Origin of the sequence: uncultured Pseudomonas sp. (assembly GCF_913777995.1) — a bacterium.
Classification (GTDB): domain Bacteria; phylum Pseudomonadota; class Gammaproteobacteria; order Pseudomonadales; family Pseudomonadaceae; genus Aquipseudomonas.
In genome coordinates this window covers 113,003-130,589 of sequence record NZ_CAJYVE010000004.1, presented here as the reverse complement: position 1 = coordinate 130,589, position 17,587 = coordinate 113,003, and the positions used below count along the sequence as shown (strand labels likewise).

General features: G+C 63.9%; 17 protein-coding genes and 4 tRNA genes. 10 read left to right on the top strand and 11 right to left on the bottom strand.

Features of this window, described 5'->3' with window-relative positions; translation table 11 throughout:
- Window positions 1-5: 5 nt before the first annotated feature.
- Entirely contained in the window at window positions 6-1,430 is a 1,425-nt protein-coding gene (leuC, locus tag QZ497_RS01175) for a 3-isopropylmalate dehydratase large subunit (RefSeq protein WP_295470320.1), read from the bottom strand.
- A 147-nt stretch (window positions 1,431-1,577) separates the two neighbouring features.
- Between leuC and QZ497_RS01170 the strand changes: the two genes are divergently transcribed.
- Entirely contained in the window at window positions 1,578-2,456 is an 879-nt protein-coding gene (locus QZ497_RS01170) for a LysR family transcriptional regulator (protein ID WP_295470317.1), read from the top strand.
- Between the two features lie 115 nt (window positions 2,457-2,571).
- On the opposite strand, the gene QZ497_RS01165 is transcribed toward QZ497_RS01170, so the two are convergent.
- The 9 genes from QZ497_RS01165 to uvrB form a co-directional block, all read right to left on the bottom strand.
- Window positions 2,572-3,027, bottom strand: coding sequence for an Hsp20 family protein (locus QZ497_RS01165; protein ID WP_295470315.1), 456 nt, complete (start codon window positions 3,025-3,027; stop codon window positions 2,572-2,574).
- Between the two features lie 118 nt (window positions 3,028-3,145).
- Window positions 3,146-4,117 carry a tRNA-dihydrouridine synthase family protein gene (locus QZ497_RS01160; RefSeq protein WP_295470312.1) on the bottom strand — a complete coding sequence of 324 codons (972 nt, stop codon included), beginning with the start codon at window positions 4,115-4,117 and terminating at the stop codon, window positions 3,146-3,148.
- A 28-nt stretch (window positions 4,118-4,145) separates the two neighbouring features.
- Window positions 4,146-4,601: a thioesterase family protein gene (locus QZ497_RS01155; RefSeq protein ID WP_295470309.1), complete on the bottom strand. Its 456-nt coding sequence runs from the start codon at window positions 4,599-4,601 to the stop codon at window positions 4,146-4,148.
- 141 nt (window positions 4,602-4,742) lie between these two features.
- Window positions 4,743-4,818: transfer RNA gene (locus tag QZ497_RS01150), tRNA-Glu, on the bottom strand.
- Between the two features lie 44 nt (window positions 4,819-4,862).
- Window positions 4,863-4,938, bottom strand: a tRNA-Ala gene (locus tag QZ497_RS01145).
- Between the two features lie 50 nt (window positions 4,939-4,988).
- A tRNA-Glu gene (locus QZ497_RS01140) sits at window positions 4,989-5,064 on the bottom strand.
- Between the two features lie 69 nt (window positions 5,065-5,133).
- Window positions 5,134-5,209 (bottom strand) — tRNA-Ala (locus QZ497_RS01135).
- Window positions 5,210-5,376: 167 nt separating this feature from the next.
- Complete coding sequence (gene gltX, locus QZ497_RS01130; protein WP_295470307.1) at window positions 5,377-6,858, bottom strand: glutamate--tRNA ligase; 1,482 nt, start codon at window positions 6,856-6,858, stop codon at window positions 5,377-5,379.
- A 183-nt stretch (window positions 6,859-7,041) separates the two neighbouring features.
- Window positions 7,042-9,057, bottom strand: coding sequence for an excinuclease ABC subunit UvrB (gene uvrB, locus QZ497_RS01125; RefSeq protein WP_295470305.1), 2,016 nt, complete (start codon window positions 9,055-9,057; stop codon window positions 7,042-7,044).
- A 330-nt stretch (window positions 9,058-9,387) separates the two neighbouring features.
- Here uvrB and QZ497_RS01120 point away from each other — a divergent pair, with 330 nt between their 5' ends.
- The 9 genes from QZ497_RS01120 to QZ497_RS01080 all read left to right on the top strand — a co-directional run bounded on the left by QZ497_RS01120 (window position 9,388) and on the right by QZ497_RS01080 (window position 17,004).
- Complete coding sequence (locus tag QZ497_RS01120; protein ID WP_295470302.1) at window positions 9,388-10,584, top strand: amino acid aminotransferase; 1,197 nt, start codon at window positions 9,388-9,390, stop codon at window positions 10,582-10,584.
- Between the two features lie 241 nt (window positions 10,585-10,825).
- The gene (locus QZ497_RS01115) at window positions 10,826-12,043 is read left to right on the top strand and encodes a PepSY domain-containing protein (protein ID WP_295470300.1); all 1,218 of its coding nucleotides are present in this window, start codon (window positions 10,826-10,828) and stop codon (window positions 12,041-12,043) included.
- Entirely contained in the window at window positions 12,040-12,585 is a 546-nt protein-coding gene (locus tag QZ497_RS01110; RefSeq protein WP_295470298.1) for a thiamine pyrophosphate-binding protein, read from the top strand. Before QZ497_RS01115 ends, QZ497_RS01110 begins: the two co-directional genes overlap by 4 nt.
- Window positions 12,582-12,914, top strand: coding sequence for a hypothetical protein (locus QZ497_RS01105; protein WP_295470296.1), 333 nt, complete (start codon window positions 12,582-12,584; stop codon window positions 12,912-12,914). The genes QZ497_RS01110 and QZ497_RS01105 overlap by 4 nt, the downstream gene beginning before the upstream one ends.
- Window positions 12,911-13,489, top strand: a complete 579-nt coding sequence (locus QZ497_RS01100; protein ID WP_295470293.1) for a DUF6162 family protein — start codon at window positions 12,911-12,913, stop codon at window positions 13,487-13,489. Before QZ497_RS01105 ends, QZ497_RS01100 begins: the two co-directional genes overlap by 4 nt.
- A 34-nt stretch (window positions 13,490-13,523) precedes the next feature.
- Window positions 13,524-14,438 carry a metal ABC transporter substrate-binding protein gene (locus QZ497_RS01095; RefSeq protein ID WP_295470291.1) on the top strand — a complete coding sequence of 305 codons (915 nt, stop codon included), beginning with the start codon at window positions 13,524-13,526 and terminating at the stop codon, window positions 14,436-14,438.
- Window positions 14,435-15,187 (top strand): metal ABC transporter ATP-binding protein, encoded by a 753-nt coding sequence (locus tag QZ497_RS01090; RefSeq protein ID WP_295470288.1) that lies wholly within the window; start codon window positions 14,435-14,437, stop codon window positions 15,185-15,187. Before QZ497_RS01095 ends, QZ497_RS01090 begins: the two co-directional genes overlap by 4 nt.
- Window positions 15,187-16,086, top strand: a complete 900-nt coding sequence (locus QZ497_RS01085; RefSeq protein WP_295470285.1) for a metal ABC transporter permease — start codon at window positions 15,187-15,189, stop codon at window positions 16,084-16,086. The genes QZ497_RS01090 and QZ497_RS01085 overlap by 1 nt, the downstream gene beginning before the upstream one ends.
- Window positions 16,087-17,004, top strand: a complete 918-nt coding sequence (locus tag QZ497_RS01080; protein ID WP_295470282.1) for a zinc ABC transporter substrate-binding protein — start codon at window positions 16,087-16,089, stop codon at window positions 17,002-17,004.
- Between the two features lie 24 nt (window positions 17,005-17,028).
- On the opposite strand, the gene QZ497_RS01075 is transcribed toward QZ497_RS01080, so the two are convergent.
- A complete protein-coding gene (locus QZ497_RS01075; RefSeq protein WP_295470279.1) occupies window positions 17,029-17,550 on the bottom strand; it encodes an SgcJ/EcaC family oxidoreductase in 522 nt (173 codons plus the stop codon).
- Window positions 17,551-17,587 lie beyond the last annotated feature (37 nt).

The window sequence follows — 17,587 nt, the reverse complement described above, 5'->3', positions numbered from 1 at the left end:
GCTCCTTATTGCTGGATCAGTTCGCGAACGTCGATGAAGCGACCGGTAACCGCGGCGGCGGCAGCCATGGCCGGGCTGACCAGGTGGGTCCGGCCACCGGCACCCTGGCGCCCTTCGAAGTTGCGGTTGGAGGTCGACGCGCAGTGCTCGCCGGAACCCAGGCGGTCGGGGTTCATCGCCAGGCACATCGAGCAGCCAGGCTCGCGCCACTCGAAGCCTGCATCGATGAAGATCTTATCCAGCCCTTCACGCTCGGCCTGTTCCTTGATCAGGCCCGAGCCTGGCACGACGATGGCCTGCTTGACGGTCCCGGCCACCTTGCGGCCTTTGGCGATCTCTGCCGCAGCACGCAGGTTTTCGATGCGCGAGTTGGTGCAGGAACCGATGAATACGCGGTCCAGCTGGATGTCGGTGATCGGCTGGTTGGCCTTCAGGCCCATGTACTTCAGCGCCCGCTCGATGGAACCACGCTTGACCAGATCCTGCTCCTTGGCTGGGTCCGGCACGTTCTGGTCGACGGCCAGAACCATTTCCGGGGAAGTACCCCAGCTGACCTGCGGCTTGATCTGCGCAGCGTCCAGCTCGACCACGGTGTCGAACACCGCATCCGGGTCGGAGACCAGGTCCTTCCAGGCCTCGACAGCCTTGTTCCAGTCTTCGCCCTGAGGCGCGAACGGACGACCCTTGACGTATTCGAGGGTCTTTTCGTCAGTGGCCACCATGCCGACACGGGCGCCCGCCTCGATGGACATGTTGCAGATGGTCATGCGCCCTTCGATGGACAGGTCGCGGATCGCGCTGCCAGCGAACTCGATGGCGTGGCCGTTACCGCCAGCGGTGCCGATCTTGCCGATCACGGCCAGAACGATGTCCTTGGCGGTGACGCCGAACGGCAGTTGGCCTTCGACACGCACTAGCATGTTCTTCATTTTCTTGGCCACAAGGCACTGGGTCGCCAGCACGTGCTCGACCTCGGAGGTGCCGATACCGTGGGCCAGCGCGCCGAATGCACCATGTGTGGAGGTGTGCGAGTCGCCGCAGACCACGCTCATGCCCGGCAGGGTCGCGCCCTGCTCCGGACCGACGACGTGGACGATGCCCTGGCGCGGGTCGTTCATCTTGAATTCGGTGATGCCGTATTCGTCGCAGTTGTCATCCAGGGTCTGCACCTGCAGGCGTGACACCTGGTCGGCGATGGCTTCGACACCGCCCTTGCGCTCGGCAGTGGTCGGCACGTTGTGGTCTGGCGTGGCGACGATGGAGTCCACGCGCCATGGCTTGCGGCCGGCCAGGCGCAGGCCTTCGAAGGCCTGTGGCGAAGTCACTTCATGAATGATGTGACGGTCGATGTAGATCAGCGACGAACCATCGTCGCGTTCCTTGACCACATGGGAATCCCACAACTTGTCGTAAAGCGTTTTGCCAGCCATCAGACGGTTCCTCATCAGCGTCTTTCTATGCCTTGGGTAATCGCACTGGATGACCCCTTGGCTTGTGAGGAGAATGCTAGGGTTTGTGGTTAAATAACTCAAATTCATAATTTTTATGCTTTGGATAACCAACTGGAATCCACCGCCATGGACCTCGCCAACCTCAACGCCTTCCTCGCCGTCGCCGAAACCGGCAGCTTCTCCGGAGCCGGTGAACGCTTGCACCTCACACAGCCGGCCATCAGCAAGCGCATCGCCGGCCTGGAACAACAGCTCGACGTACGCCTGTTCGATCGCCTGGGGCGCGAAGTCAGCCTCACCGAAGCTGGTCGCGCCTTGCTACCTCGCGCCTACCAGATTCTCAACGTGCTGGATGACACCCGCCGGGCACTGACCAACCTGACCGGACAGATCGGCGGTCGCCTGACTCTGGCTACCAGCCATCACATCGGCCTGCATCGCCTCCCCCCGGTGCTGCGCACCTTCACCCGCCTCTACCCACAGGTGGCGCTGGATATTCAGTTTCTCGATTCGGAAATCGCCTACGACGAGATTCTGCACGGGCGCGCAGAACTGGCGGTCATTACCCTGGCGCCGGAGCCGCACGGCCTGGTACGCGCCGTAGCGGTCTGGGACGACCCGCTGGATTTCGTCGCAGCGCCAGAACACCCATTGGCCAACAGCGGGCCGATGAACCTGGAAGACATCGTGCGCTACCCGGCGGTGTTTCCCGGTGGCAACACCTTCACTCATCACATCGTCAGCGGCCTTTGCGAAGCGCGCGGGCTCAAGCCCGATATCGCGATGAGCACCAACTACCTGGAGACCATCAAGATGATGGTCTCCATCGGCCTGGCCTGGAGCGTGCTGCCGCGCACCATGCTCGACGACCAGGTGGCACGCATCCCACTCCCCGGCATCCAGCTCAGCCGTCAGCTCGGCTACATCCTGCACACCGAACGCACCCTGTCCAACGCCGCACGGGCGTTCATGGCGCTGCTCGACGCGCAGCGCACCGACAGCTGAGCAACGCCTGCGCCTGACAGGCACAAAAAAGCCCGAGTACGCGGCGCTCGCGCTACTCGGGCCCTGTCACTCACAGCTTGCGTACATCGTCATCCTTGCCCAGGCCGACCAGCGTTCACGCCTTGCCGCCTTCGATGACGTCCTGGCGTGGGCTGATGGGAATACGCCGAGGCTTGGCCTCTTCAGGTACATGACGCGCCAGGTCGATGCTCAGCAGGCCATGGGACAGATTGGCGCCACTGACCTCGATATGGTCCGCCAGGCGGAAGAACAGCTGGAATTCGCGACGGGCAATGCCCTGGTGCAGGTAGGTGATGCTCTGGTCGGACACCGTACGGGCTTTGCCGGTGACGGTGAGCACACCGTTCTCGACCTGGACGTCGAGGTCCTGCTCCTGCATGCCGGCGGCGGCAATGACGATGCGGTAATGGTCTTCGCCGTGACGCTCGACGTTATAGGGTGGGTAGCTGCCAGTCGCCTCGTTGCCGTCGAGGGATTCGAACAGGTCATTGAAACGGTCGAAACCCACCGAACGACGCAGCAGTGGAGCCCACGAGAATGCAGTCGACATGATGACTTCTCCTGTATTCAGTCAGTGATGACAACCTGGTGTGGTGAATCACCACACTCGCGATCAGTGATCGCATGCCTCCCAAACTGTGGACGGCCGCTGCAATTTCAAGAGCCATTTATCCTGCGACAGCGCGCCGTTGGTCCGGCACGTATCCCAATAGCTCGCTGATACGCTGGCAGTCGGTTTCACGGCGCAACAGATCGAACATCGTGGTAGCCTCGGGATAGCTTTTGGTCAGCAGCACCAACCACTGCTTGAGCCGGCCCGGTGCCTGCAGCGGTGTCAGCTTGGCCTGGCAGGCCTCCCAGAACACCCGCAGCATGGGCTGCAGGTCGGCCCAGCCCAACGGACGAACCTCCTCGCCCTGCGCCGCCGCAGCGATCTGCAGGGCCAGGTCAGGCCGGGCCACCAGGCCACGCCCGAGCATGTAGTCCTGCGCGCCGCATACCGAGCGGCAGCGTTGCCAGTCTTCCACGGTCCAGATTTCACCGTTGGCCACCACTGGCACCTTGACCACTTCCTGGATGCGCGCAATCCACTCCCAATGGGCCGGCGGCTTGTAGCCATCGACCTTGGTGCGCGCATGCACCACGATGCGCGCCGCGCCGCCATCGGCCAGCGCACGGGCGCAGTCCAGCGCCTGATCGGTGTCGGCGTAGCCCAGACGCATCTTGGCGGTCACCGGAATCGGCCGCGGCACCGCACGGCGCACCTCACTGACGATGGCATGCAGCAGCTCGGGTTCGCGCAACAGGATGGCCCCACCCCGCGAGCGATTGACGGTCTTGGCCGGGCAGCCGAAGTTCAGGTCCAGCACTGGCGCACCCAGCTCACAGGCAAAAGCGGCATTTTCCGCCAGGCATACCGGGTCGGAACCCAGCAGTTGCACATGCATGGGCACGCCGGCAGCGGTGCGTGCACCGTTGTGCAGTTCTGGCGCCAGCTTATGGAAGTAGGCAGCCGGCATCAGCCGGTCGGTGATGCGGATGAACTCGGTCACGCACCAGTCGATGCCGCCGACGTGGGTCAGCACATGGCGCAGAATGTCATCGACCAGCCCCTCCATGGGCGCCAGGGCAATTTGCATGGATCACGCTCGGAAAAAGTGCGGCAGTTTACTGGGCGCCGCCGGGATTGGGAATCGGCTGGATCGCCGCGCCGTAGCCACTGATGAACGACTCCGGCATGCGCCGTGGACGGCCAGTCGACAACTCGATACACACGAAGGTGGTCTGAGCACGCAACAGGGTCACGCCATCGGCCGGGCGGCGCAGTTGAAAGCGGCGGGTCATCTTCAGTCGGCGGTCCCAGTCGACGATCCAGGTGGCCAGTTGCAGCGCGTCATGCTCGTAGGCGCTGGCCAGGTAGTCGATTTCGTGCCGCACCACCGCCATGGCGCGGTCCAGGCGTCGGTATTCGCTAAGGTCCAGGCCCAACTGTTGGGAGTGACGCCAGGCGCAACGCTCTAGCCAGGTGACGTATACGGCATTGTTGGCGTGCCCCAGACCGTCGATGTCCTCGGCGGCGACACTCAGATCGATGATGAATGGATCGGCCAGGTCCCAGACCATGCGTGCTCCTGCTGTGAAGGCGAGATGAGCGGCAGTTTAGCAAGGCTGGGGTTGCCGCGGAGGCGGGAATATAAACGGCAGAAAAACAAAAGGGCCATTCAACAATCGAATGACCCTTGGGCCCGCATAAGCGGAAAATCGTGGCGTCCCCTAGGGGACTCGAACCCCTGTTACCGCCGTGAAAGGGCGGTGTCCTAGGCCACTAGACGAAGGGGACGCAAAACCTTCAGTCAGATTCGCCTGCTGGCGAACCCTGGAAATTGGTGGAGCTAAACGGGATCGAACCGTTGACCTCTTGCATGCCATGCAAGCGCTCTCCCAGCTGAGCTATAGCCCCGAATTTAACGCCCTGCGGCGGAGCTTGGCTTGCGCCTTACTCGGTGAAACTGGCGTCCCCTAGGGGACTCGAACCCCTGTTACCGCCGTGAAAGGGCGGTGTCCTAGGCCACTAGACGAAGGGGACAAAACCTTCTTTGATCGGCTTTCGCCGATCGATTCACAGTCATTGCTGGATGACTCTGAACCTCTAATTTGGTGGAGCTAAACGGGATCGAACCGTTGACCTCTTGCATGCCATGCAAGCGCTCTCCCAGCTGAGCTATAGCCCCACATCAGTGGACGGGGCGCATATTAAGAGCGATTCGAAGTCCTGTCAAACTTATTTTCGAGAATTTCTAAAAAATTTTTCCAACAGAACAAACACTTACCGCCCGCGTCCCGGTAAACCGGACCCGCAAGGGCCGCCGGACGGTCGTCCGGCGGCCCGACCGCTTCTTCAGCCGATGGCTGCCAGCAGCTTTTCCCATTCCTTGTTTTCTTTCTTCGACACCCCACCCAGAAGATCAATGGCCTGGCGCAGACGGAAGCGCGTCAGGTCCGGACCCAGGATCTCCATGGCGTCGAGCACCGACACCGAGCTGGCCTGGCCGGTGATCGCAGCGAACATCAGCGGCATGGCATCACGCAGCTTGAGCTGCAGATGATCGACGACCACCTGGATGCACCCGGTGATCCTGTCCTTTTCCCACTGGCGCAGCGACTCGAGTTTCCAGAGGATCAGCTGCAGCAACTGGCGCACCTGCTCAGGCGACAGCTTCTTGTGTTCGAACAGCGCCGTGTCTGGCGTCACGCCGCCGGCAAAGAAGAATCCGGCCAAGGGTGCAATCTGGCTGAAGGTCTCTACCCTGCCCTGCACGTGCGGCGCGATCTTCATCAGGTATTCGGGATTCAGCGCCCATTGCCGGACCCGCGCGGCGAACTCTTCGACCGGCAGCTCGCGCAGCCACTGGCCATTGAGCCACGACAGCTTCTCGATATCGAAGATCGGCCCCCCCAGGGAGATACGCGACAGGTCGAAGTTGTCGACCATTTCCTGCAGGGTGAACTTCTCGCGCTCGTCGGGCATCGACCAGCCCATGCGGCCCAGGTAGTTGAGCATCGCCTCAGGCATGAAGCCCATGCGCTCGTAGAAAGTTACCGAGGTCGGGTTCTTGCGCTTGGACAGTTTGCTCTTGTCCGGGTTACGCAGCAGCGGCATGTAGCACAACTGAGGCTTCTCCCAGCCGAAGTATTCGTAGAGCAGAATCAGCTTCGGTGCCGATGGCAGCCACTCTTCGCCACGCAGGACATGGGTGATGCCCATCAGGTGGTCGTCCACCACGTTGGCCAGGAAGTAGGTGGGCAGGCCATCAGCCTTCATCAGCACCTGCATGTCCATGCGGTCCCATGGGATCTCCACGTCGCCACGCAGCAGGTCAGGCACCACGCAGACACCTTCGCTGGGCACCTTCATGCGGATCACGTGAGGCTCGCCAGCAGCCAGGCGGCGCTGCACCTCCTCAGGCGGCAGCAGCAGTGCTCGACCATCGTAGCGCGGGGTTTCGCCACGGGCCTGCTGCTCTGCGCGCATCTGCTCCAGCTCTTCGGCCGTGCAGAAGCACGGAAACGCATGCCCCATGTCGACCAGTTGCTGGGCATATTGGCGATAGATATCGCCACGCTCGCTCTGCCGGTACGGACCATGCGGACCGCCGACATCCGGACCTTCGTTCCACTCGATGCCCAGCCAGCGCAGCGCGTCGAAGATCTGCTGCTCGGACTCGCGGGTCGAACGCAGCTGGTCGGTGTCCTCGATGCGCAGGATGAACTCGCCGCCATGCTGTTTGGCAAAGCAGTAGTTGAACAGCGCAATGTAGGCGGTGCCGACATGAGGATCGCCGGTCGGCGACGGTGCGATACGGGTACGAACGGTGGTCATGAAAAATCCCGGTTGAGGTCGATCAAACCGGGGATATTAGCAGGCAGCCCACCCACCGCTCCACCGTGGGAGCGGCTTTAGCCGCGAAGAGACCTAGAGACTCCACGCCCGCGCCTGGAACCTGGCGCATTCTTCGCGGGCAAGCTCGCCCCCACCGCCTGAACGTCCCTCCTGTCTGGGGCGCTAGACCTGCAGCAGGCGATCACGCAGCTTGGTGATCTCGTCGCGCAACTGCGCAGCGGCCTCGAATTCCAGATCGCGAGCCAGGTCGTACATCTTCTCTTCGAGCTGGCGGATGCGCTTGGTGATCTCGCTTGGCGAACGCAGCTCGCCCTCAGCCCTGGCCTGCTCCTCGGCAGCCTTGGCCGCGCCCTTGCGTTTCTTGCTGCGCGCCCCCGGCACGGTGGCGCCTTCGAGGATGTCGGCCACATCGCGGGACACGCCCTTGGGCACGATGCCGTGGGCCTCGTTGAAGGCCACCTGCTTTTCCCGCCGCCGCTCCGTCTCGCCGATGGCCCGCTCCATGGAGCCGGTCATCTGGTCGGCATACAGAATCGCCCGGCCATTGAGGTTACGCGCCGCCCGGCCAATGGTCTGGATCAGCGAACGCTCGGAGCGCAGGAAGCCTTCCTTATCCGCATCAAGGATGGCCACCAGCGACACCTCCGGCATGTCCAAGCCCTCACGCAGCAGGTTGATGCCCACCAGCACATCGAAAGTGCCCAGGCGCAGGTCGCGGATGATCTCCACCCGCTCCACGGTGTCGATATCCGAGTGCAGGTAACGCACCTTCACCCCGTGGTCGCCCAGGTAATCGGTGAGGTCCTCGGCCATGCGCTTGGTCAGCGTGGTGACCAGCACCCGCTCTTCGGCCGCCACGCATTTGTGGATCTCCGACAACAGGTCGTCGACCTGGGTCAGCGCCGGGCGCACCTCCACCTGGGGGTCGACCAGCCCGGTAGGGCGCACCACCTGTTCCACCACCCGCCCGGCATGCTCGGCCTCGTAGGGGCCAGGGGTCGCGGAAACGAAAATGGTCTGCGGTGTCACCGCCTCCCACTCATCGAAACGCATGGGCCGGTTGTCCAGCGCCGACGGCAGGCGGAAGCCGTATTCCACCAGCGTTTCCTTGCGCGAGCGGTCCCCCTTGTACATCGCCCCCACCTGCGGAACGCTGACATGGGACTCGTCGATCACCAGCAGTGCATCCGGCGGCAGGTAGTCGTAGAGGGTCGGCGGTGGCGCACCCGCAGGCCGACCAGACAGATAGCGCGAGTAGTTCTCGATGCCATTGCAGTAGCCCAGCTCCAGCATCATCTCCAGGTCGAAGCGCGTGCGCTGCTCCAGACGCTGGGCCTCCAGCAGCTTGCCAGCCCCGCGCAGATACTCCAGGCGCTCCTGCAGCTCGACCTTGATGCCCTCGATGGCCTCCAGCAGGGTTTCCCGGGGCGTCACATAGTGGCTCTTGGGGTAGAAGGTGAAACGCGGCAGCTTGCTGATCACTTCGCCCGTAAGCGGGTCGAAGGCCGAGAGGCTCTCGACCTCGTCGTCGAACAGCTCGACGCGGATCGCTTCCAGGTCCGATTCCGCCGGGTAGATGTCGATGACATCGCCCCGTACACGGAAGGTAGCGCGGGCGAAGTCCATGTCGTTGCGGGTGTACTGCAGGTCGGCCAGGCGCCGCAGCAGTGCGCGCTGGTCGAGTTTGTCGCCACGGTCGATGTGCAGGACCATGCGCAAGTAGGTTTCCGGGCTACCCAGGCCATAGATGCACGACACCGTGGTGACGATGATCGCGTCCTTGCGCTCCAGCAGTGCCTTGGTGGCGGAAAGCCGCATCTGCTCGATATGGTCGTTGATCGACGCGTCCTTTTCGATGAAGGTGTCCGACGACGGCACATAGGCTTCGGGCTGGTAGTAGTCGTAATAGGAAACGAAATACTCCACCGCGTTATTCGGGAAGAACGCCTTGAACTCGCCATACAACTGCGCGGCGAGGGTCTTGTTCGGTGCCAGTACCAGGGTCGGACGCTGCACCTGAGCAATGACATTGGCGATGCTGAAGGTCTTGCCGGAGCCAGTGACCCCCAGCAGGGTCTGGTGCGACAACCCGGCCTCGATGCCTTCGACCATCAGGCGGATGGCTTCTGGCTGGTCGCCGGCGGGGGCAAAACGGGTGACGAGCTGGAACTCGGACATGACCGGCCTCTCGGTGATGATGCCTGGAAAACGACGAACCCGGCAGGCACCACCGGGGTGCCGCCAGGTCGGACTGTGCGGGCGTAGACAACCAAGATGGAGCCGCCGGGGCGGTCTTTCAAGTCGGCGCCTGCAGGCCCTCTGTATAGATGGAGGCTACAACGCGGGCGGGGTTCGCTAAAAAAATCGAAATATCCTGAAAAAACTGCCCCGCCAGCGTCGCCCTGCCGCGCGATGCTCACTATACTCGGACCCCGCTATGCACTGCTCTGGGGCATCGGGTCCGGAGCGTGCCTTTCACTCACTCCCAACTCAGAGCCGCCGCAAACAATGAGCCTGTTCTCCGCTGTCGAAATGGCACCACGCGATCCTATCCTGGGCCTCAACGAAGCATTCAACGCCGACACCCGCACCGACAAGATCAACCTGGGCGTGGGCGTCTACTGTGATGAAGACGGGCGCATTCCGTTGCTGCGCGCGGTGGCCAAGGCCGAAGAAATCCGTGTGGCCCAGCACGCCCCACGTGGCTACCTGCCGATCGATGGTATCGCCGCCTACGACCAGGCCGTCCAGAAGCTGCTGCTGGGTGTCGACTCGCCACTGATCGCCTCGGGCCGCGTGCTCACCACCCAGTCGGTGGGCGGCACCGGCGCGTTGAAGATCGGCGCCGACTTCCTCAAGCAACTGCTGCCCGGCGCCACCGTGGCCATCAGCGACCCAAGCTGGGAAAACCACCGTGCGCTGTTCGAGACCGCCGGTTTTCCGGTGCAGACCTATCGCTACTACGACGCCGCCAGCCATGACGTGAATCGTGCCGGTATGCTCGAAGACCTGCAGAACCTGCCCGAGCGCTCGATCATCGTACTGCACGCTTGCTGCCACAACCCGACCGGCGTCGACCTGAGCCTGGACGACTGGAAAAAGGTCCTGGAAGTGGTCAAGGCGAAGAACCATGTACCGTTCCTCGACATGGCCTACCAGGGCTTCGGCCAGGGCATCGCCGAAGACGCCGCCGCCGTGCGCCTGTTCGCCGACTCCGGCCTGACTTTCTTCGCCTCCAGCTCGTTCTCCAAGTCGCTGTCGCTGTACGGCGAGCGTGTTGGCGCCCTGTCGATCATCACCGACTCCAAGGAAGAAACCGGCCGCGTGCTGTCGCAGGTCAAGCGCGTGATCCGCACCAACTACTCCAACCCGCCGACCCACGGTGCAATCATCTCGGCCGCCGTGCTCAATGACCCGGCGCTGCGCAGCATGTGGGAAGAAGAGCTGGGCGAAATGCGCGTACGCATCCACGGCATGCGCAAGGCCATGGTCGAGCGCCTGGCGGGCAACCCGGCCGGCCAGGACTTCAGCTTCGTCGCGCGCCAGCAGGGCATGTTCTCCTACTCCGGACTGACCGCCGCCCAGGCCCAGCGCCTGCGCAACGAATTCGGCATCTACGCCCTGGATACCGGACGCATCTGCGTGGCGGCACTGAATCAGAAGAACATCGATCAGGTGTGCCAGGCCATCATCCAGGTACTGTAATTCCCGCACCTGAACGACCCGCCGCTACGCCGGTAACGGCGGGTATCTCCTCTTCCGGCCGCCTTCTCCGCCCGCCTCAGAAATATTTTTTTACACTTTATCGCTACTGGTTATTACGGGTATTTAGTTCTCATTCGTCTTTATCTGCATAGTCGGCCACCTTTCCATGCACCCACGGCCGGGTTACAGATGCCGACGCGGCCTTGCCGCGACGCCACCCGCGAAACGAGACACGCCTGCAATGTCCAAGAAATCCCGCTCCAAACTCTGGTTCCTGGTGCACAGCTGGGTAGCCTTGCCGATCTGGTTCTTCGTGCTGATCGTCTGCGTCACTGGCACCCTGGCGGTGGTCAGCAAGGAAATCCTCTGGCTGACCTACCCGGAAATGCGCCACAACCCGCCATCGGACGAGGCCGAACGCCTGCCGTTCGAGCAGGTGCGGCAACGCCTGGAAAAGAACGAACCAAGCCTGGACATCAGTTCGATTGCCCAACCGGATGGTGACTACTTCGCCCTGAACGTGCGCGCCACCTACCCCGATGGCCGCTCGACGACCCTCTACGTCAACCCCTACACGGGGGCGGTCCAGGGCTCGGCACCGTCCTTCGACTTCCGCCAGTTCACCCGCGCCCTGCACGGCTGGTGGCTGGTACCGTTCACCAATGGTTTCTCCTGGGGCTGGTACATGGTCTCGCTGCTGGGCATCCCGCTGCTGGTTTCGCTGGTCACCGGCCTGGTGGTGTACAAGAAGTTCTGGAAAGGCTTCTTCAAGCCGACACTGCGCGTCAGCCAGGGTGCGCGGATCTTCTGGGGCGACTTCCATCGCCTCAGCGGCATCTGGTCGATCTGGTTCATCCTGGTCATCTCTGTGACCGGCACCTGGTTCCTGATCCAGGCAATCCTTTATGACAACCAGATCAGCATCTCCAGCTATGTGCCCGCCGCATCGATCATCCCCCACAAGGAAGTGCCACTGACCGCCGACGGCGCGCCCGCACCACGCATCAGCCTGGACCGTGCCGTGGCCACCGCGCAGGCCCGCATCCCCGGCCTGGAGGCCAGCCACGTCAGCTTTCCGGCCAACGCCTACAGCAACCTGTTCATCGAGGGCCGCAGCTGGTACCCGCTGATGTTCCAGACCGCCGAGATCAACCCCTACACCGGCGAGGTCGCCTCGACGCACCTGCTGTCGGACCGCAGCAAGCTCGAGTTCGTCACCGAGTCGATGCGGCCATTGCATACCGGTGACTTCGGCGGCATCTGGATCAAGCTGATCTGGGCGTTCTTCGGCCTGGTGCTGAGCATGATGGTGTTCAGCGGCCTGCTGATCTGGAGCAAGCGCACCGTCCAGGCGACCCTCGCCGCCCTCAAGCGCGAAGCCAGGACTGCCAACACACGCCCGGCCGCACCGGCATCCGAGCCGGTCATGAACAACGAGCGCGCGGAGGCCTCTCTGTGAACAAGACTGCAACCGTCAAACCGTCCCCCTCGCCCCTGGGCCGCCTGTGGCACAAATGGCGTTTTCACATCAACGTGCTGCTAGTGCTCATCCCATTGGGCTTCATGCCCAAGTACTTCGCCGACGCGGCGCTGTTTCGCGGCGACATGGGGCTGGGCCAGCGCGAGATTGGCGAAGTGCCGGTCGGCCCGTGGCGTATCACCTTGGCCGAGCAACGCAACGAAGCGCCGATGCCCAATGGCAACCTGGGCTACACGAAGAATTTCAACGCCGCGCTGTGCACCGCGTGCAAGGACCAGGTCAAGGCCACCTACCTGCGCATCGGCAAGCCGCGCAGCCTGCGCACCGCCGGGGTGATCTTCTTCGGCTCGGGCTACCGCATGGGCGCGCAGATGATCATCCCCGCCGACACCGACCCCAAGGCCGACCTGTGGATCACCATGGAAGGCTGGGACGGCAGCGTGCACCAGGCCTCGATCCCGCTGGAACAGGCATCGCCCCTTACCGTTGCCTGGTTGAACAAGCAAGGAGTCAAACCATGAGCAGAACCGCCCTTCCCCGCCGCCTGGCGCCGCTGCTGCTGATCGCCCTGGGCCTGAGCGGCACGGCCCTGGCACACAACCCGATCTGCCAGTGCGAGCAGGTCGACGCCGAGAACATCCGCTGCACCGGGGGCTTTTCCGACGGCAGTGCAGCCCCGGGCGTGACCCTGGACGTCATCGGCTACGACGAAACCATTCTGGTGCCCGGCAAGCTCGGCGCCGATTCAACCCTGACCTTCAAGAAACCCGATACCGAGTTCTACGTACTGTTCGATGCCGGCCCCGGCCACGTCGTGGAGATCGACCAGGCGGACATTGCTTCACGATGAGCACCTCGACCCGCCAGATCATTCGCCCGGCCGGCGCCGGGCATGAAACCCTCCAGGTGCTGCTCGCCTGCCTGCTGATCCTGCTGGTCGCGGCTGGCGTGATCGGCCTGCGCGGCGAAAGCCACGAGCCCGACGCCCTGGCGAATCATCAGCTCGACGCTCGCCGCGACCTGACCGCCGCCGAACAGGGCCTGTACGCCGATCTGCGCGTGGCACTGGACGAGATTCGCCTGCTGGCCGAGGAGCAAACCGCCCCGGTCAGCGTCGAGCAACTGGCCGAGGAAGGCCTGCCACCGTTCACGGCGGACCCGAGCGCCATCACCCGCGGTGCCCACCAATGGCAGATGAGCGGTGACAGCTACCTGGGCATCAGCCAGTCGCTGCCAGTCGCCGGTTCCTTCCTGCTGCGCCACCCCCGGCAAGACGACGACGCCGAGCAGCCCGACATCTGGGTCAACCGCAGCACCGCCACAGGCGCGCCCGCCGAACTGAGCGACCAGGCGCTGATCGCCGCCGGCTGGAAACAGGTCGTCACCCGTTTCGACGCCGGCGTCACCCGCCAGCACCGCCACTGACCCCATGCCCTCACGCACAGAAGATCGCCAGACCATGTCCATTTCCCTGTTCCGCCACCTGCTGCTCGGGCTGTTCGCCGCACTGATGCCGACCCTGGCCAGCGCCGCCGACGGCCAGCCGCTGCGTATCGGCATCACCCTGCACCCGTACTACAGCTATGTCAGCAACATCGTCGGTGACAAGGCGGAGGTGGTGCCGCTGATTCCTGCCGGCTTCAACCCGCATGCCTACGAGCCCCGGTCCGAAGACATCAAGCGCATCGGCACGCTGGACGTCATCGTGCTCAACGGCGTCGGCCATGACGACTTCGCCGACCGCATGATCCAGGCCAGCGAAAAGCCCGATGTACCCGTGATCGAAGCCAACGCCGACGTGCCCCTGCTGGCCGCCACCGGCATCGCTGCACGCGGCGCCGGCAAGGTGGTCAACCCGCATACCTTCCTGTCGATCAGCGCCAGCATCGCCCAGGTGAACAATATCGCCCGCGAACTGGGCAAGCTCGACCCCGCCAATGCCAAGACCTACAGCAGCAACGCCCGCGCCTACGCCAAGCGCCTGCGGCAGATGCGCGCCGATGCCCTGGCCAAGCTGACCCAGGCCCCCAACGCCGAGCTGCGGGTCGCCACCGTGCATGCCGCCTACGACTACCTGCTGCGCGAGTTCGGCCTGGAGGTCACCGCCGTGGTCGAACCGGCACACGGTATCGAGCCCAGCCCCAGCCAGTTGAAGAAAACCATCGACCAGCTGCGCGAGCTGGACGTGAAGGTGATCTTCTCGGAAATGGACTTTCCGTCTACCTACGTCGAGACCATCCAGCGTGAGTCGGGGGTTCGCCTCTACCCGCTGTCGCACATCTCCTATGGCGAATACAGCGCCGACAAATACGAGAAGGACATGACCGGCAACCTCGACACCGTGGTGCGGGCCATCCAGGAGAACGGCGCATGACCGCTGCCCAGTCCCTGCACAGTGTCGCCAGCGGCCCCGCCGTGAGCTTTGCCGAGGTCAGCCTGGTCCTGGGCCGCACGACCATTCTTGACCGCGTGAGCTTCAGCGTTCGCCCCGGCAGCGTCCACGCCCTGGTCGGCCCCAATGGCGGCGGCAAGAGTTCGCTGATCAAGACGCTGTTGGGGCAGATGCCACACCAGGGCGAACTGAGCCTGCTGTGGCCAGCCGCCACCGGCGTGGTCGGCTATGTGCCACAAGCCCTGGAATTCGACCGCGGCCTGCCGATGACCGTCGAAGACTTCATGGCCGCCATGTGCCAGCGCCGCCCGGCCTTCCTCGGCCTGTCACGTCACTACGCCGCTGCCATTGGCGACGCGCTGGAGCGGGTCGGTATGCAAGACAAACGCAAGCGGCGCATGGGCGCGCTGTCCGGTGGCGAGCGGCAGCGTGTGCTGCTGGCCCAGGGGCTGATTCCCGCACCGCAGCTGCTGGTGCTCGACGAACCGATGTCAGCCCTCGACGAACCGGGTATTCAGGTCTTCGAGCGCCTGCTCGGCCAGTGGCGCGCCAGCGGCATTACCGTACTGTGGATCGAGCACGACCTGGACGCGGTCAAGCGCCTCGCCGACCAGGTCACCGGCCTGAACCGCCGCGTGCTGTTCGACGAGTCCGCCGCCACCGCCCTGACCCCGGAACGCCTGCTCACGCTGTTCTCCGCCCACCCTCGCCCGACAGGAGAAACGGCCTGATGTCCTACGATAGTTTTCGCCAGTTCATCCAGGACCTGGCCAGCACCGGCTACCTCCCCGAAGCGCTGGCCTACGGCTTCGTGGTCAACGCGCTGCTGGCCGGCCTGCTGATCGGCCCGGTACTGGGCGGCCTGGGCACCCTGGTGGTGGTAAAGCGCTTCGCCTTCTTTTCCGAGGCCGTGGGGCATGCCGCGCTGACCGGCGTGGCCATCGGCATCCTGCTCGGCGAACCCTACACGGGTCCTTATGGCAGCCTGTTCGCCTACTGCCTGCTGTTCGGCATCCTGCTCAACTACCTGCGCAACCGCACCGGCCTGACGCCTGACACCCTGATCGGCGTGTTTCTGTCAGTGTCGCTGGCGCTGGGCGCCAGCCTGCTGCTGGTGCTGGCCGGCAAGATCAACGTACACATTCTGGAAAACGTGCTGTTCGGCTCGGTGCTGACCGTCAACGGCGATGACCTGCTGGTCCTCACCGTGGTCGGGGCGTTGGTCATGGGCCTGAGCCTGCCGTTGTACAACCGCATCATGCTGGCCAGCTTCAACCCGCAACTGGCGGCCGTACGCGGCGTGGCGGTCAAGGCCCTGGACTACCTGTTCGTGGTGCTGGTGACACTGATTACCGTGGCCGCCGTCAAGGTCATCGGCGCGATTCTGGTCGGTGCCCTGCTGGTCATCCCCGCTGCCGCGGCCCGGCTGCTCAGTCAGTCGCTCAAGGGCTTCTTCTGGATCTCGGTGCTGATCGCCACCGTCAGTACGCTGTGCGGCATCCTGCTGCCGATCCTCTTCGACCTGCCGGTGCCTTCCGGTGCGGCCATCATCCTGGTCTGCGGTCTCGCCTTCGCCCTCGCCGCCATCGCACGCGGCCTGGTGCCCAGCCTCAAAGGGAATATCGGATAAATGACTCTCTCCAAACTGCGCGGCGTGACCTTCGCCCTGACCCTGGCGTTGCCGCTGGCAAGCCTGCCAGCGCCCCATGTACTGGCCGCCGAAGCCAAGCCGGTGGTGGTCCTGGCCAGCCTGCCGATCACCTACGGCCTGGGACAGATCCTGCTGAAAGACAGCGGCGTGGTGCTGGAACGCGCGGCGGCTGCCAACCTCCCCGGCTCACGGCAGACCGCCTACTTTACCGGCCGTGGCGCCGAGCCCTTGCGCAAGCTGGCGCAGAATGCCGATGCGGTGATCGGCCTGCGTTCGATCTGGAGCGAGGACCCGCTTTACCCCAACGCCCGACGCAGCAATATCCGCATCGTCGAGATCGACGCCGCGCGGCCGGTGGATGGCGCCCTGCCCGGCGTGGCCCTGCAGCCGGGACAAAGCGTCGATGGTCTGAATGCCCAGCCGTGGCTGGCCAGCCACAACCTGGGGCGCATGGCTGACGTGCTGGCCGCCGACCTGGTGCGCCTGGCACCGACCGCCAAACCACGCATCGAAGCCAACCTGGCGGCGCTCAAACAACAGCTGCTCAAGCTCAGTGCGCAAAGCGAACAACGCCTGGCCCAGGCCGACAGCGTCGCGGTGGTCAGCCTTTCGCCGCGCCTGGACTACCTGATCGCCGGCCTGAACCTGGAGCGCGTGCCCCAGGAGTTGCCCAGCGACGAACAGTGGAGCAACGAAGCCCTTGCCCGCTTGACCGAGAACCTCAAGGAGAGCCAGGTTGGTGTAGTGCTCGACCATCGCGAACCCGCAGCCCCGGTCAAGGCCGCCATCGAGGCGGCCGGCAGCCGGGTGCTGGTGGTGGGTACGGAAAGCGACGATCCGCTGGCTGACCTGCAGAACGACGCGGCCAAACTGGTGGACGCCCTGCTCCAGGGCTGAGCGAGCCCACCAGGCGAAGCTCGATCAGTGGCTGGCATGCATGACCGGCTGCACTTCCGGCATTGCCGAGGAGTGGTGATTGAGGATTTTCCACTGACCATCGACCTTCTCGTAAAGGAAGGTGTAGCGGGCCTGGACATCCCGGGTCTTGCCGTCGGCGTCGGTCAGGGTAAAGGTGTAGACACCACTGTCCATGGCCGCGTCAGGACCCAGTTGGCGAATCTCCCGATAGTTGATGCGGCCCACGGGCTTGAGCGCCAGAAAATGCTGGAAGTAATCGGTGATCTGCGCAGGCGTGGCGCGTACCTGGTTCGACACCGTAGGCTGGAGCACCGCATCGGCGGCGTACAACTGGGTGACCGCCGCCGCGTCGCCGGTTTGCAGCGCAGCGTTCCAGCGCTCGAACAAACTGGCGATCTCGCGCTGTTTCGCGTCGCTGGGCAGTGACGCTACGGTGCGATACACATAGGGCGCTTCCGGGGCGGCCGTTACCAGGGGGGCGGCGACGGCCAGGGTCAGTGCCAGTAAGGTGCGTTTGAGGTTCATGGTTCACTCCTGCGGGTTGGTCTGGCAGCGACTTTGC

Excerpts from the sequence above, each read along its gene's own strand:
- QZ497_RS01155 (WP_295470309.1), bottom strand. The coding sequence starts at position 4,601 with ATGGTCTGGGACCTGGCCGATCCATTCATCATCGATCTGAGTGTCGCC.
- QZ497_RS01075 (WP_295470279.1), bottom strand. The coding sequence starts at position 17,550 with ATGAACCTCAAACGCACCTTACTGGCACTGACCCTGGCCGTCGCCGCC.
- leuC (WP_295470320.1), bottom strand. The coding sequence starts at position 1,430 with ATGGCTGGCAAAACGCTTTACGACAAGTTGTGGGATTCCCATGTGGTC.
- QZ497_RS01170 (WP_295470317.1), top strand. The coding sequence starts at position 1,578 with ATGGACCTCGCCAACCTCAACGCCTTCCTCGCCGTCGCCGAAACCGGC.
- QZ497_RS01165 (WP_295470315.1), bottom strand. The coding sequence starts at position 3,027 with ATGTCGACTGCATTCTCGTGGGCTCCACTGCTGCGTCGTTCGGTGGGT.
- QZ497_RS01085 (WP_295470285.1), top strand. The coding sequence starts at position 15,187 with ATGTCCTACGATAGTTTTCGCCAGTTCATCCAGGACCTGGCCAGCACC.
- QZ497_RS01100 (WP_295470293.1), top strand. The coding sequence starts at position 12,911 with ATGAGCACCTCGACCCGCCAGATCATTCGCCCGGCCGGCGCCGGGCAT.
- QZ497_RS01115 (WP_295470300.1), top strand. The coding sequence starts at position 10,826 with ATGTCCAAGAAATCCCGCTCCAAACTCTGGTTCCTGGTGCACAGCTGG.
- QZ497_RS01095 (WP_295470291.1), top strand. The coding sequence starts at position 13,524 with ATGTCCATTTCCCTGTTCCGCCACCTGCTGCTCGGGCTGTTCGCCGCA.
- QZ497_RS01090 (WP_295470288.1), top strand. The coding sequence starts at position 14,435 with ATGACCGCTGCCCAGTCCCTGCACAGTGTCGCCAGCGGCCCCGCCGTG.
- QZ497_RS01120 (WP_295470302.1), top strand. The coding sequence starts at position 9,388 with ATGAGCCTGTTCTCCGCTGTCGAAATGGCACCACGCGATCCTATCCTG.
- QZ497_RS01080 (WP_295470282.1), top strand. The coding sequence starts at position 16,087 with ATGACTCTCTCCAAACTGCGCGGCGTGACCTTCGCCCTGACCCTGGCG.
- QZ497_RS01160 (WP_295470312.1), bottom strand. The coding sequence starts at position 4,117 with ATGCAAATTGCCCTGGCGCCCATGGAGGGGCTGGTCGATGACATTCTG.
- QZ497_RS01105 (WP_295470296.1), top strand. The coding sequence starts at position 12,582 with ATGAGCAGAACCGCCCTTCCCCGCCGCCTGGCGCCGCTGCTGCTGATC.
- gltX (WP_295470307.1), bottom strand. The coding sequence starts at position 6,858 with ATGACCACCGTTCGTACCCGTATCGCACCGTCGCCGACCGGCGATCCT.
- uvrB (WP_295470305.1), bottom strand. The coding sequence starts at position 9,057 with ATGTCCGAGTTCCAGCTCGTCACCCGTTTTGCCCCCGCCGGCGACCAG.